Genomic DNA, 14,403 nt, shown 5'->3' with positions numbered 1-14,403 from the left:
TCCGCCGGGTCAGATGTTGTAGATGTCGGTCTTGTAGCGGGCGAGATTGGCGGGGTCCCTGAAGAACTCCACCGTCCGTGCCAGTCCCTGCTCCAGGTCGAGGGCCGGAGCCCAGCCGGTCGCCTCCCGCAGCCGGGTCGCGTCCGCGACCAGCCGCATCACCTCGGATTTCGCGGGCCGGATGCGCTGCTCGTCCTCCCGGACGTCGAGGTCGGTGTCCATCACCTTGCCGATGAGCCGCACCAGGTCCCCGACGGAGATCTCGCCGCCGGTACCGGCGTTGAGGGTCCGCCCCACGACGGCCTCGGCCGGTGCCGTGCCGACGGCCAGGAACGCCGCGGCCGTGTCCGTGACGTACGTGAAGTCGCGCGTGGGCCGGAGGTCGCCCAGGGTGATCGTGCGCTCCCCGGCGGCGACCTGCCCGATGACGGTCGGGATGACCGCCCGCATCGACTGCCGGGGGCCGAAGGTGTTGAAGGGCCGCAGGGTGACCACGGGCGTGCCGAAGCTCGCGTGGTAGCTGTCGGCCAGCCGGTCCCCGCCGGCCTTGGAGGCCGCGTACGGCGACTGGGTGTTGACGGGATGGTCCTCGGTGATCGGCACGGTCCGTGCGGAACCGTACGTCTCGCTGGTGGAGGTGTGGACCAGCCGCGGGGTCCCGAGGGCCCGCACCGCCTCCAGCACGTTGAGCGTGCCCGTGACGTTGGTGTCCACGTAGCTGTGCGGGGCGCGGTAGGAGTAGGGGATCGCGATCAGTGCCGCCAAGTGGTAGACGGCGTCGGCTCCTTCGGCGAGTCCGCGTACGGAACCGGGGTCGCGGACGTCGCCGAGCACGATCTCGACCCGGTCGAGGACGTCCTTCGGCAGGGTCTCCAGCCAGCCGTACGAGGAGAAGGAGTTGTACTGGACCATCGCGCGGACCCGGTGTCCCGACGCGACGAGGGCCTCGGTCAGATGGGAGCCGATGAAGCCCTCGGCTCCGGTGACGGCGGCGAGCGGTGCGGATGTCAACTGTCGTTCCTTTCGGGACGGTTCACCGCGGGGAGCGGTGGTGTGCGAACGGTGGACGGGCGGTCCGGACGACGGGCCGGAACCCCGCGTGCCGCGGGGCGGTTGCCGCGACGGGTGCGGACGGCGGGTCAGGAGTGCGCGGTGGGCCGGCCCAGACACCACAGGATGGCGGTGACGAGCACCCCTGCGGCGACGCCGCAGCAGATCAGCAGCGGAGCGGTGCCCGGTGGACCACCGGGCAGCGTCGCGGCGGCGGCCACCCCGGCCGCCGCGGTGAGCGTGACCCCGGCCGGGAGCCAGGCGAGGCCGAACGCCTGGAGCAGCAGCGCGGTCCACAGCAGCGCGGCGAGGGCGAGCAGGGGCGCCGGTTCGGCGCCCGTGAGCAGGGCCGCGGGGAACAGCGGCAGCAGATAGCCCCCCAGACACAGCGCCAGCGTCCGGGCGGACCGCAGCCGGAACCCGGCCTCGTCCGCCGACGCCCGCAGGGCCGCAACCGACAGCCCCCGGTAGCGGTAGAGCAGCCATTCGGCGGGCCCCATGCTGACGGTCAGCACGACCACGGCCCAGGGCTGACGCTGCCCCACCGACATCACCAGCGCGCCCGCGGCCAGCCCGAACAGCCCGTACGGCAGCGAGGCCCGCACCGGCGGCCGGGTGCCGCCGGGTGCCGGCGCCGCACGGAGCATCCCCCCGATCTCCCGGCCCGCGACGGCGACCGCAAGCGCCACCGTCGACGCCGCCAGCACGATCCGGGGCAGTGGACCCGGGTCCCACCACGGCAGCGCCGCCGCACCGGCGGCCAACGGCACGAGCGTGACGAGCAGCAGTCGTTCCCTGCCGCGCACCAGGAGCACCCCCGCCGACGCGAGGTACAGCGACTGCCCGGCGCCGAACAGAGCCGCGGGCCCCGGCCCCGCGACGACGAGCGCGGCCGCCGTGGCGAACAGCGCTCCCGCGGGAGCGCCCACGAGCAGCGTCCGGCCCGCCTCGCGCGCCCCGGCCGCCAGCCGCAGATACGCGCGATGGCTGAGCGCCTGGCCCCACGCCCACGACAGCAGGCCGGCGGCGACCAGGGCGTACACCCCCCGGGGCGTGTGCCACAGCCCGCCGGTGAGCACGTACGCCAGCCCCGGCAGGGCGAACAACGCCCCGCGCAGAGCGCACCGGACATGGTCGGGTGCCCAGGGATCCGGCCCGTGCGGGGGCTCGGGGAAGCTGCGCGGCACCCGCCCGTACAGATCGGCGGCGAGCGAGAACAGATCGGGGCGCCCGTAGCGTTCCTGGATCTGCTCGCCCGTCAGGCCCTCGGACTCCAGCAGGGCCGCCACCTCGTACGCGTGCACCGCGGGCCCGATCCGGTCGGCGAGCTCGGCGGCCAGGAGGTCGACCGGGTCGTCCGGCACCCGTCTGCGCCGGGGCAGGCGCAGCGAGAGCGTGGCATCGGCGGCGGCGAGCCGCAACGCCAGCGTGTCGCCCTGTCCGCCGTCGGGTTCGAGAGCCATCGGCCCGCTCATCCGGCCACGCTCCCCAGGGGCGCCTCGTCGCTGAGGGGCGTGCCCCAGGGATCGGCGAGCCGTACCCCGCTGACGGACAGCTCCAGGTAGATGGCCCGGAAGGTGTCGATGGTCTGACGGAGCGTGAACTGCTCGATCACCCGCAGCCGCGCAGCCTCGCCCATCGCCGCCCGGCGCGGCGGATCGGCCAGCAGCCGCAGCGCCGCCGCGGCCATGGCCCCGGGGTCACGGGGCGGGACGACCAGCCCGGCGTCGCCGACCGCCTCCCGGACGCCGCCGACGTCGGTGGACACGGTGGCCCTGCCGCACGACATGGCCTCGATCAGGGTGAAGGGGAACCCCTCGCTGATGCTGGACAGCATCACGACGTTGCCCGCGGCGTACGCGTCCCTGATGTCGTCGACCCGGCCCTCGAAGGTGACGGCGTCGCCGTGGCCGAGCGACGCCGCGAGCGCCTCGCACCGCTCCCGGTACGCCTCCCCGCCGCGCGGGGTGCCGCCGAACAGCCGCAGGGTCGCGTCGGGGAGGGCTCCGCGGACCTCCGCGAACGCCCGGATCAGGGTCTCCAGGTCCTTGATGGGGTCGACGCGCCCCGCCCAGCTCAGCGTGGGTCCCTCCGGTTCGGGGCCGGCCGGGGGGAACGCGGACGGGTCCACGCCGTTGTAGACGGTGCGGATGAGCCGGGGATCGGCGCCGCCCTGCTCCTCCCACAGCCGGTTGTAGCGGTTGCCCGGTGTGACGAGGGCCGCGCGGCGGTAGGTCTCCTCGGCCAGCAGCCGGAAGAAGCCCAGCAGCACCGCCTTGACCGGCCAGCGGTACGGGGCCGTCCGGTAACCGAGATAGCGTTCGCGCAGGTAGACCCCGTGCTCGGTCAGCAGCAGGGGCACCCCGTGGAGTTCGAGGGCGGCGAGCCCCGGCAGCACCGCCACCCCGCCGCTCACCGCGTGCGCGACTCCGCGCTCCGGCGGCCGGGCCGCGAGCGGCCGCAGGGCGTGCTCCAGGAGCGCCGTCGCGGTGACGGCGTCGTGGAGGCTGGGCCGCGCCTCCCGCACGGTCAGACCGGGGCGGTTCCACACGGCGGTCAGGACGCGCAGGGCCTTGTCCCCGCGCAGGGCCGGCCCGAGCACCCCGTCCCGGGCGGCGTGCGCCAGTTCGTACAGGGCCGGGGCGAACCCGTCCTCGGCGGCCGGGTCCACCAGTGCCGTGAGGAACCGTTCGTACGCGGCCATCAGCCGGCGTTCACGCCGCCCGCGCGGCGGGGAACCCGGGGGTGCGGGGCCCCACATGGGCACGGTGACCGGCTCGGCCACGTGCGGGGGCAGTTCCCACACCACGGACTCCCGTCCGGTGCCGGTCACCGCGATGATGTCGAAGTCGATGTCGGGCATGCCGCCGACGAGCTGGTCGCACCAGACACTCACCCCGCCGTGACTGTGCGGGTAGGTGCCTTCGGTGAGCAGGGTGACGCGTGCCGCGTCTCGACGCGGCGCACGAGGCGATACGTGCATGGATGGGCTCCACGGCAGGAGGGCGGGGCTGGCGGGTTCCGGGGCGTCCCCGGCGGGAACGGCGCGCGCCGTCGTGCACGGCGTGCGGTGTCCGGAACCCGCTTCCTCGCGGTGAGCTGGTGCGGCCGGTGGGGTCGGGTCAGCGCTCGGCACCGGGGACCACGGGGCGTGCGACACCCGGGGGCACGGGGCCGTCGGGAGCCGGGACCGTGGTCCGTGCGGGACCGGCGGCCGGGCTTCCCGCCGCGGGGGCCGACGGCAGCGAGAGGGTCACGCCGTCCTGGCCGGGGCCGGGCGGCAGGCTGCCGGAGACGGTGCCCGCGTACGGCTCGCCGAAGGCGGCCGGCCCGTCGGGGAGCACCCGGGTGGTCCCCGGCGGCATGGTGGCGCGGACGGCCGTGCCGGCCGGGGCCGTGACGGTGACGGTGTCGCCGATCCGGTACGCGGTGGCCTGACCGGACTTCACCGCTCGGTCCCAGGCGGCCCGTTCGCGCAGTTCCGCGCCGACGTCCTGCATCCTGGGGCTCACCAGCGGGGTGTTGTCCGCGTGGAGCGCCGCGTACTGGTCGAGGACGCGGTCCAGGACCGGGTAGGCGATGCGGTCCTCGGCCAGGTTCGACTGGTGGATGAAGTGCGGGCGCGGGTCGTTGGCCAGGACGTGGCCCATGGCGATCCGTGCCTCCAGCGGCACGATGTGGTCCGTGTAGCCCGTGGCGGGGTCGAGCGGCGCGTCGAGACAGGTGGTCGTGGCCGAGTCCTCGCAGATGCCGCTGCCGCCCTGGGCCCTGCTGGTGTAGATCCAGTTGTACTCGTCGACCTGCTCCGCGGCCCGGCCCACGTTGTAGAACACGTTCATCGGGTGGCGGGAGACGGTGAGCGCGGGACCGATCCGCCGCTGCACCGGGTCACGGGAGTTGTCCGAGGCGAGCCAGGTGACGCCGTTGTCCGCGAGGGCCGGGGCGAGGTGCGGATTGTCCTCGGGCTGCTGCGGCAGGAGTGCGAGCCCGGAGTGCTCCCCGGTGACCAACTCGCCGTTCTCCAGCGGAAGCCCGGCCCGCTCCGCCCATCGGCGGTTGTCGGCGATCTGCCGGGATATCTCGTCCCGGCCGATGTAGCGGACGCTGCCGTCCGGGTCGGTGGAGCACTTCCAGGGGACGACGCTCACGTCCTGTTCGCAGCCCAGGTACGGGTGGTCGTACGTGTGGTTGATCCAGCGGAACGCGCCGCGGTCCCGGGTCAGCCGGTCCGCCAGGGGGTCGGTCCCGCCGTGCTCCTCGCGGTGCTCGACGCTGCCGCCGCCGTTGAAGGCGAGGTCGAGCGTGAAGTTGCGGGACCGCGACCACTCGACCGCCCGTCCGACGTCGTCAGGCGTCATCCGGATCGGGTCCGGTGTGCCCTGCCCCGGCGGGCAGTCGACGTCCCCCGGTGTGCAGTCGAGCTCGGTGTCCCAGCGGTCGTCGGCGGCGAAGACGTCGTCGACGTGGACCGAGAACCAGTTGCGCGAGGTGCCCAGGCGCGTGCCCTGGGTCATCCAGTCGACGATCCCCCGGGCGAGCAGCCTGAACTGCTGCTGGTGCCGGTTGGCCACGAAGGTGACCACCAGTTCGCGGCGGCCGTCGTGCCGGTACTCCCCGACGAGCGAGCCGCGGGAGGTTCCCCCGGGGACGGGAGCGTCGACGTAGGTGGTGAAGTCGGCGCCGGCCCGCGGCCGGGAGAGGAAGCCCCAGCTCTCGTCGACCGAGGGGTCGTTGTCCTCGAAGTCGAAGGCGCCGTCGAGATAGCCGAACGGACCGGCCTTCCCGGCGGGCGTCACCTGTGCGGTGATCCCGTCCACGGGCCCGGCGTACCCGCCGTTGACCGGGTACTCCAGCCCGGCCTGCGGCTGGGCGTAGGTGTACGCGTCCACCTGCGGGATCGCGTAGGCCCGCTCGTACGCCGCCAGGGCCGCCATCTCCTGCGAACCGGCGGGGAACGGTTGGTCGTTGGGCAGCACGACGGCCTGGAACCTGGCCCGCGGCCGGCCGTCGACCTCGTCCGCGAGGAAGGCCGCGTCGATGACGGGGCGGCCCGTCTCCGCGAGGTCGACCACGGTGTACGGGGTGCCCGCGCTGTCGAGTTCCGCGGCGATCGCGGCCGTCGCCGGGCCCCCGTCGGAGACCACCAGCACCCGCAGGTCGATCCTCGGGGCCGGTTCGGCGGCCGCCGCCTGCACCGGTGACGCCGGCAGGCCGCCCAGCGAGATGATGAGCGCTCCTGCACCGAGCGCGGTCGTCCGTATGGTCCGCCGGACGCGGATCCGCTTCATGCGGTGGTGTCCCTCCCCCTGACCCCCCGGCACAACGGCGCGGCGGCTCCCCCCGGAACGCCGTGCCGTTGTGCCCTGTCCCGAGACATAGTGGAGGCTGCGTGTGGGTTCTGTGCGCCTACGGTGAAAATTGACGGAAAAGCGCAGGTGTCGTACGCAAGTCGGCGCTGGGCGGGGCCGGCCCGTACGCCAGGGAGCCGGGCGGGCACGGAGGGTAAACGCTTGCAGGCGCCGGGGGGACGGGCAAGACGCCGGCCGTGGGGGATGAGCGTTTTCGGCCAGGGGCCTGTCCGTACCGTGCGGGTGCCGTCGCGCATGGGCGTGCCGCACGGACGGCGGCGGCCGCCGGCGCGAGTGCGTCCGGCGGCCACTGCGGTGTTCCGGGGAGGTCCGGCGGGGCGCCGGGGTGCAGGGGCGTCAGGAGGCGGCGGGCTCCGCGGGCGCGCAGGCCACCCGGGTCTCCGGGGTGTTGTGGACGCCGTCCTTCGTGCGCTGCCCGTTCTCGTACTCGTAGTACAGGTACGAGTAGAAGCCGATGGTGCCGTTGCAGCCCGAGTCGGCCGCGACCTGGTAGGTCAGCGTGACGGTCCGGGAGGTCCCGGGGGCCAGCGGGATCTCGTAGTTGACGCCGAGTGCGGTCGAACCGGTGCCGGAGCACGCGGCGCCCTGGGCGGTGCACGAGACGAAGCTGTACTTGAGGTCCTTGCGCTGGGTCGTCGTCCAGGTCGGCTGGACCGACTGGTACACGAACCAGATGTCCGTCGACTGGTTGTTGGTCAGGGTCATCGTCAGCGACACGGTCGAGCCGGGGGTGGTCACCGGCTGGTCGACGGTGAAGGCCAGGTCCGGGGTGTCGGCCGCGGCGGGCTGGACCGTGCCGAGGCCGACGAGGGCCGTGGCGAGAGCGGCTGACGGAGCGAGGCGTCTCAGGTGTGTGATGCGCATGGGCCGGGAGGCTAGAAGAGCGCCGCCGCCCGCGTCTGCCCCGCTCCGCGCCGGGCGGCGCCGCCCGGCGCGAAACCGCCGTGGGCGCGGGGAACTCCCGGCGGTTCGCGCCCCGCGTCCGCCTGGGCGCATATGCGCCGGACATTGCCGGTGCCCGGACGCTCCGCATCCGGTCGCTCACCGTGTGCGCGACGTCACCCAGCGGGATCACGGCAATGGCCTGTTCCGCGTCGGGGCACCGTTCACCCGTGCCCGGGAAGCGGCGGACCGGCGCGCGCCGGCACGCCGTTCCCCGGAGTGCGGCCCGGCCGGAGTGGACGGACGATGAAGCCGACGAGCGGAGCGGCCGTGAGCGACGAACCCTTCACCCCGGGCATGAACAGCCGTGCGCTGGTCGAGCTGCGCCACGTCGACAAGCACTTCGGCCCGCTGCACGTCCTCCGGGACATCGACCTGACCGTCGACCGCGGTGAGGTGGTCGTCGTGATCGGCCCTTCCGGCGGCGGCAAGTCCACGCTCTGCCGCGCCATCAACCGCCTGGAGACCATCGACTCCGGCGAGATCGCCATCGACGGCAGGCCGCTGCCCGCCGAAGGCCGTGAACTGGCCCGGCTGCGCGCCGACGTCGGCATGGTGTTCCAGTCCTTCAACCTCTTCGCGCACAAGACCGTGCTGCAGAACGTGACCCTCGGCCAGATCAAGGTCCGGGGGAAGGACAGGAAGGCCGCCGAGGACCGGGCGCGCACCCTCCTCGAGCGGGTGGGGGTGGGGACCCAGGCCGACAAGTACCCCGCCCAGCTCTCCGGCGGCCAGCAGCAGCGGGTGGCGATCGCCAGGGCGCTCGCCATGGACCCGAAGATCATGCTGTTCGACGAGCCCACCTCGGCCCTCGACCCGGAAATGATCAACGAGGTGCTGGAGGTCATGCGGCAGCTCGCCAGGGACGGGATGACCATGGTGGTCGTCACGCACGAGATGGGATTCGCCCGTTCGGCCGCCAACCGCGTGGTGTTCATGGCCGACGGCAGGATCGTGGAGGAGACCACACCCGACGAGTTCTTCACCAACCCCCGCACCGACCGTGCCAAGGACTTCCTCTCGAAGATCCTCCACCACTGAGGCCCCGTCGCAGTGCCGCACCCGTGCGCCGCACCGGGACCACGCACCTCCCAGCGATCCCCAGGGATGATCACCATGAAGCCTCGCAAGGTCTCCGCCGCGGCCGCCGCGGTGCTCGCACTCGCACTCGCCGCCACGGCTTGCGGGTCGGAAGGCGGCGGCGGTTCGGACGACGGGAAGAAGATCACCGTCGGAATCAAGTTCGACCAGCCCGGCGTCGGCCTGAAGACGCCGGACGGCAAGTACGAGGGGTTCGACGTCGACGTGGCCCGCTACGTGGCCCGGCAGCTCGGCTACGCCCCCGAAGACATCGTGTTCAAGGAGGCCAAGAGCGCCGACCGCGAGACGCTGCTCCAGCGCGGCGACGTCGACTTCATCGCGGCCTCGTACTCCATCAACGACGAGCGCCGCAAGAAGGTCGACTTCGCCGGGCCGTACTTCCTCGCCCACCAGGACGTGCTCGTCCGCGCCGACGACAGGTCCATCGCCGAGCCGTCCGACCTGAACAACAAGAAGCTCTGCTCGGTCACCGGCTCCACCTCGGCGCAGAACGTCAAGACGAAGATCGCGCCGCAGGCGCAGCTGCAGGAGTACGGCGGCTACTCCGAATGCCTGACCGGCCTGGAGAACAGGACGATCGACGCACTGACGACCGACGACGCGATCCTCGCCGGATACGCCGCGCAGGACCAGTTCAAGGGCAAGTTCCGGCTGGGCGGCTTCAAGCTGAGCGACGAGTTCTACGGGATCGGTGTGAAGAAGGGCGACACCGAACTCAAGAACAAGATCAACGCCGCGCTGCAGAAGATGGTCCAGGACGGCTCCTGGAAGAAGGCCGTGGAGGCCAACTTCGGGCCGGCCGGCTACCGGAGCGAACCCCCGCCGAGGATCGGCGTCTTCACCGGCTGAGGCCGCCGCGGCCGGTCACCGGGGCCGCCGGGCCGGCCACCGAGACCACCGAGACGACGTCACAGGGGCGCCATCGTGTTCGACTTCCTTCAGGGTTACGACGTGCTGGGGGCGTTCTGGACGACCATCCAGCTCACGGTCTGGTCCGCGATCGGGTCGCTGGTCTGGGGCACCGTGCTGGCCGCCATGCGCGTGAGCCCGGTGCCCGTGATGCGCGGATTCGGCACCGGGTACGTCAACGTGGTCCGGAACATCCCGCTCACGGTGATCATCGTCTTCACCTCGCTCGGACTGTTCCAGACCCTCGGCGTGAGCCTCGGCGCCGACACCTTCGACGTGATCAACTTCCGGCTCGCCGTGCTCGGGCTGACCGCCTACACGTCCGCGTTCGTCTGCGAGGCACTGCGGTCCGGCATCAACACCGTGCCCGTGGGCCAGGTGGAGGCGGCCCGCGCCCTGGGGCTGGGCTTCGTCCAGGTGCTCACGCTCGTCGTCCTTCCCCAGGCCTTCCGCTCGGTGGTGGGCCCGCTCGCGAACGTGCTGATCGCACTGACGAAGAACACCACGGTGGCCGCCGCCATCGGCGTCCCCGAGGCCGCACTGCTGATGCGGGAGATGATCGAGAACGAGGCGCAGCTCATCCTCATCTCGGCCGTCTTCGCCGCCGGCTTCATCGTCCTCACCCTCCCCACCGGCCTCTTCCTCGGCTGGGTGAGCAAGAAGGTGGCGGTGAAGCGATGAGCGCGGTCCTGTACGACGTGCCCGGACCCCGGGCCAGGCGGCGCAACCTCGTGTACTCGCTGGGCTTCCTGGTCGTCCTCGCGGCCCTGGCCTGGTGGGTCCTCACGGGCCTCGCCGCCAAGGGCCAGCTGGACTGGTCCAAGTGGGCTCCGTTCTTCACCGACTCCCGGGTGTGGACGACCTACCTCCTGCCGGGGCTCGAGAACACCCTCATCGCCGCGGCCCTCTCGCTGGTCATCGCGCTGCCGCTCGGTGCGGTCCTCGGCATCGCCCGGCTGTCGGAGCACGGCTGGGTACGCGGCGCCGCGGGCACGGTGGTGGAGTTCTTCCGCGCCATCCCCGTGCTGATCCTGATGCTGTTCGCCAACGCGGCCTACGCCGTGTTCTCCGACATCAGCCCCGACAACCGGCCGCTGTACGCCGTGGTGACCGGCCTGGTGCTCTACAACTCGTCCGTGCTGGCCGAGGTCGTCCGGGCCGGGATCCTGGCACTGCCGCAGGGGCAGTCGGACGCCGCCCGGGCGATCGGCATGCGCAAGGGCCAGACGATGCGGTACGTGCTGCTGCCGCAGTCGGTGACGGCGATGCTCCCGGCGATCGTCAGCCAGATGGTGGTCATCGTCAAGGACACCGCCCTGGGCGGTGCGATGCTCGGCTTCTCCGAGCTCCTGGCGTCGGTGCGGCCGATGAGCGCCAACTACGGCGCGAACACCATCGCCAGCTTCACCGTCGTCGCCGTGATCTTCATAGTGCTGAACTTCGCGCTCACCTCGTTCGCGGCCCGGCTGGAGGGCCGGCTGCGGCGCGGCAGGAAGTCCACCGGAGCGGTGGTGGCCGCGGACGCGGTCGAGGAGCTGGCGACGCCGGGCGAGCACGTGGGACGCAAGCCGGAGCCCCCCGAGCGGCCCTGACACGCCGTCCGCCGGACCGGCGCCTGCCCGGCGGGCGCGGGCCGGGACCGCCGGGCGCCGGTGTGGCCGTCCCTCGAACCGCCGGGCGCCGGTGTGGCTGCCGGGATCGCGCCGACGGGCGCCTCCCCGGCCTCCGGTGGCCGAGGGAACCGACGAGGCCCGCCCCTCGGAACCGCGACGGCCGCCCGGGGCAAGGCGACACGCGACCGTGGCGCCGTGCCGGATCCGATCGGGGCTTCTTGCTGCGCCGGATGACCGCGGTGCGGTTGGACGGACCGGCGCCCGTGCAACAAGTCAGGGACATGGCCGTCGGTGCATCTCATATGACCGTTCCGCGGGAGCCGGATGACTCCTCCGGGCAGCCGGGCCGGGGGAGGGGCGGCCGGTGGCGCCTCCCCTCGCCCGTCGCCGCGGGGGCCATGCTCCTCGCCGCGCTGCCGCTCGCGCTGCTGGCCGCCGCCGCCTGGCTGGGCCGTCACGTCCGGCCCAGTGCCGACGAGTGGTGCTTCCTGCCCGTGGTTCGCGACCAGGGCATCGGCGGAATGATCGGCAAGTTCTACGTCACCGACAACGGCCGCGTCGGCAACGGCCTCCTCGTGGGCCTCTACGCCCAGTTCCCCGTGGCGGGCCACCAGTGGTACGCGGCCGTCAGCACGCTCGTCGTCGTGGCCGTGCTGTGGGCCCTCGTGGTCCTCGTACTGCGCCGGGCCCGCCAGTCGGCACCGCGCGGGCTCGCGCTGCTCGTCGCCGCGATGGTCACCGCGGTCTTCCTCCTGGCCACCCCCAACACCTACAAGACCCTCTACTGGCCTGCGGGGTCCGTCTCGCACACCGTGGCCCCGGTGCTGGCCTGCGCCGCGGCCCTCCCGGCGCTGGCGGCCGGGGGGCGGCGGAGCCGTGTCGCGGCCCTGGCCGTGGTGGCGGCCGCCGGGGTCTTCACGGGCACCCTCTCCGAGGAGACCTCGGTCGTGGCGCTCGTGGTCCTCGGGGGTCTCCTGCTGCTCGGACGCCGGCTCGTCACCGACCGGGCCTGGCCCTTCCTGCGGACCTGGGCGCTGACCGGCGCGGCCGGCGTCGCCGTCGGCACGGCCGTACTGATGACGTCGCCCGGCTCCCTCCGCAGGCGCGAACGCTTCGGCGCCGGAACCACCTCGATCCTCGCGCCGGACTCCCTGCTCGCCTCGGCCCGCGGCTTCGCCCGGATCGCGGAGACCGTCCTGACGACCTGGGAGTACGGGGGAGTCCTCGCCGCGGGATTCCTGCTCGGCCTGCTCGTCCGTCCCGCCCGCACCGGCGACGGCCCGGCCGTGCTGCGTCCCTGCCGGCCGCTGCCGCTCGCCTGCGCCGGGGTGCTCGCCGTCCTGGTCTCCGGCTACCTGTGCACCGTCGTCACCTACCCGGTCTTCGGCCCGCGCGTCGCGACAGCGGCCCGGACCTGGAACGACTACCTGCTGCTGTACGTGCTGGTGCTCGCGGGCCTCGGCGCCCTCCTGGGCCGGTCGCTGCGCCGGCGGGGCGCCCGGCCGTGGCCCGTGGCGGCCGCCGCCGCGGCGGCGGTGCTGTACGCCGCGGCGGCCGTGGGACTGGCCGTGCCGCTGCACCACCTCGGCCAGGACATGCTGGTGCGGGCCGGGCAGTGGGACCGTCAGGACGCGTCGCTGCGGGCCGCGGCCGCGCGCGGTGCCGAGGTCGCTCCGTACACCCCGACCCCGGTCGCGGGGATGCTCGAACCGTTCCGCGCCGGGGGCCGTATCGCGTGGCCCGCCCGGTGCGTCGCCGAGTACTACCGGCTGGAGCGGATCACTCGCTCGACGCGGCTTCCGTGACCGTACGCCGGGCACCGGACGTGATCGCCCACCGCGCGACCAGGAACGACAACGGGGTGACGAGCACCCCGGCGGCGATCGCGGCGAGGTGCTCGCCCATGCCCAGCCGGCTCACGGCCAGATGGAGCAGCACACCACTGCCCACGAGACCGGCCGCTCCCGACAGCGGGTAGCGCACGAAGCCGCGCCACGTCGGGCGGGTGCGGAGGGTGATGTACGAGTTGAGCAGGAACGAGCCCGTGACGCCCACCCCGTACGCCAGGGCGTGCGCGGCCAGGTACGGCAGCCACAGCAGCAGCAGGGCGTACACGCCGTAGTACACCCCGGTGTTGACCACTCCGATCACGGCGAAGACGGCGAACTGCCGCAGGCCGGCGGTGTTCACCGGCGGGGCCGGGAGCGGGAGGCGACCGCCGTGGGGACGCCTTCCGGGTGAGGGTGCGCGGGGGCGTCCGTCTCGGCCACGACGTAGTGCGGCCGTCGTTTCGCCTCGTGGTAGATCCGGCCGACGTACTCACCGATGACGCCGAGCGTCGCGAGCTGGACGCCGCTGAGGCCCACGATGGCGGTGATGAGGGTCGCGTACCCCGGTGTCTCGACGCCGTCGACCACCGCGTTCACGACGATCCACACGGCGTAACCCAGGGCGGACAGGAAGAGCCAGAGGCCGGTGTGGATCGCCAGGCGCAACGGGCGGGTGTTGAAGGACAGCAGCCCGTCGATCCCGTAGTCGAGCAGCCGTCTGCCGCCCCACTTGGAGCGGCCCGCGGCCCGTTCGACGTTGCGATAGGTGAAACCGGCCGTCGGGAAGCCGATCCAGGAGAAGAGCCCCTTGGAGAAACGGTTGCTTTCCGGAAGCGACAGCACGGCCTCGACGGCGCGGCGCGAGAGCAGCCGGAAGTCGCCCTCCCCGTCCGCGATCTCCACGTCCATGAAGTGCCGCACCAGCCGGTAGTACGCCCGGCTCAGCGCCGACCGCAGTGCGCCCTCGCCCGAGCGGTCGCGCCGGGCGACGACCTGGTCGTAGCCGTGCCGGTACAGCTCCAGCATGCGGGGGACCAGCTCGGGGGGATGCTGCAGATCGGCGTCCATCAGCACCACGGCCTCGCCCCGGGCCATCCGCATCCCGGCGAGGAGGGCGGCCTCCTTGCCGAAGTTGCGGCTGAAGGACGTGTAGCGCACGTACGCGGACGCCGCCGCGAGCGCCCGCAGCCGCTCGGCGGTCCCGTCGTCGCTGCCGTCGTCCACGTAGCAGATCTCGAAGCGCTCCCCGGTCGGCTGCAGAGCGGCGACCAGCGCCGCGTGGAAGGCGTCGATCACCTCGCTCTCGTCGAAACACGGGACGACGACCGTCAGCTGGGGGTGTGGCATGCCTCCAGTGGAACGCGGAAAGGGGTGCCTGACCGCGGTACCTACTCCGCACGAGTGTGTCGGGGCGTGACCCCCCGGGCGGTCACGTGTGCGAGCGGCGGGTCCCCGGCGTCCCGGTGTCCACGCGTTCGGCCCAGGGGAGCGGGCTCGGGTGCGGCGGCGGAGGGCATTCGTCCCCGGAGCCCGAGCGGGGCGACCGGTTCCCCCTCGCCCGCTTCCCGGGGGGCGGCGGGCGCGCGTCCG

At 73.2% G+C, this 14,403-nt stretch carries 12 protein-coding genes; 5 read left to right on the top strand and 7 right to left on the bottom strand.

Annotated elements, in window-relative coordinates:
• Positions 1-9 precede the first annotated feature (9 nt).
• The 5 genes from QRN89_RS03195 to QRN89_RS03175 all read right to left on the bottom strand — a co-directional run bounded on the left by QRN89_RS03195 (position 10) and on the right by QRN89_RS03175 (position 7,283).
• Positions 10-1,011 (bottom strand): GDP-mannose 4,6-dehydratase, encoded by a 1,002-nt coding sequence (locus QRN89_RS03195; RefSeq protein ID WP_290347812.1) that lies wholly within the window; start codon positions 1,009-1,011, stop codon positions 10-12.
• 128 nt (positions 1,012-1,139) lie between these two features.
• Entirely contained in the window at positions 1,140-2,513 is a 1,374-nt protein-coding gene (locus tag QRN89_RS03190; protein WP_290347811.1) for a hypothetical protein, read from the bottom strand.
• An 8-nt stretch (positions 2,514-2,521) separates the two neighbouring features.
• Positions 2,522-4,033 (bottom strand): GT4 family glycosyltransferase PelF, encoded by a 1,512-nt coding sequence (gene pelF / locus QRN89_RS03185; protein ID WP_290347810.1) that lies wholly within the window; start codon positions 4,031-4,033, stop codon positions 2,522-2,524.
• Positions 4,034-4,172: 139 nt separating this feature from the next.
• Positions 4,173-6,338: a hypothetical protein gene (locus tag QRN89_RS03180; RefSeq protein WP_290347809.1), complete on the bottom strand. Its 2,166-nt coding sequence runs from the start codon at positions 6,336-6,338 to the stop codon at positions 4,173-4,175.
• Between the two features lie 417 nt (positions 6,339-6,755).
• Positions 6,756-7,283 (bottom strand): hypothetical protein, encoded by a 528-nt coding sequence (locus QRN89_RS03175; protein ID WP_290347808.1) that lies wholly within the window; start codon positions 7,281-7,283, stop codon positions 6,756-6,758.
• A 375-nt stretch (positions 7,284-7,658) separates the two neighbouring features.
• Between QRN89_RS03175 and QRN89_RS03170 the strand changes: the two genes are divergently transcribed.
• From QRN89_RS03170 to QRN89_RS03150, 5 genes are all read left to right on the top strand, one after another.
• Entirely contained in the window at positions 7,659-8,402 is a 744-nt protein-coding gene (locus QRN89_RS03170) for an amino acid ABC transporter ATP-binding protein (RefSeq protein ID WP_356948689.1), read from the top strand.
• A gap of 75 nt (positions 8,403-8,477) precedes the next feature.
• Positions 8,478-9,311, top strand: coding sequence for a glutamate ABC transporter substrate-binding protein (locus QRN89_RS03165; protein WP_290347807.1), 834 nt, complete (start codon positions 8,478-8,480; stop codon positions 9,309-9,311).
• Between the two features lie 75 nt (positions 9,312-9,386).
• Positions 9,387-10,052: an amino acid ABC transporter permease gene (locus QRN89_RS03160; protein ID WP_290347806.1), complete on the top strand. Its 666-nt coding sequence runs from the start codon at positions 9,387-9,389 to the stop codon at positions 10,050-10,052.
• Positions 10,049-10,963 (top strand): amino acid ABC transporter permease, encoded by a 915-nt coding sequence (locus QRN89_RS03155; protein ID WP_290347805.1) that lies wholly within the window; start codon positions 10,049-10,051, stop codon positions 10,961-10,963. Before QRN89_RS03160 ends, QRN89_RS03155 begins: the two co-directional genes overlap by 4 nt.
• 302 nt (positions 10,964-11,265) lie before the next feature.
• The gene (locus QRN89_RS03150; RefSeq protein ID WP_435833236.1) at positions 11,266-12,789 is read left to right on the top strand and encodes a DUF6056 family protein; all 1,524 of its coding nucleotides are present in this window, start codon (positions 11,266-11,268) and stop codon (positions 12,787-12,789) included.
• On the opposite strand, the gene QRN89_RS03145 is transcribed toward QRN89_RS03150, so the two are convergent.
• Positions 12,764-13,174 carry a GtrA family protein gene (locus QRN89_RS03145; protein WP_290347803.1) on the bottom strand — a complete coding sequence of 137 codons (411 nt, stop codon included), beginning with the start codon at positions 13,172-13,174 and terminating at the stop codon, positions 12,764-12,766. The genes QRN89_RS03150 and QRN89_RS03145 overlap by 26 nt on opposite strands.
• Positions 13,171-14,160, bottom strand: a complete 990-nt coding sequence (locus QRN89_RS03140) for a glycosyltransferase family 2 protein (RefSeq protein ID WP_290347802.1) — start codon at positions 14,158-14,160, stop codon at positions 13,171-13,173. The genes QRN89_RS03145 and QRN89_RS03140 overlap by 4 nt, the downstream gene beginning before the upstream one ends.
• Between the last annotated feature and the right edge of the window lie 243 nt (positions 14,161-14,403).

The sequence above is a fragment of the Streptomyces sp. HUAS CB01 genome, from assembly GCF_030406905.1.
In the GTDB taxonomy this organism is placed as follows: Bacteria; Actinomycetota; Actinomycetes; order Streptomycetales; family Streptomycetaceae; genus Streptomyces; species Streptomyces chengbuensis.
Note: the sequence above shows the minus strand (reverse complement) of the source record. Positions and strands in the feature narration are given on the sequence as shown.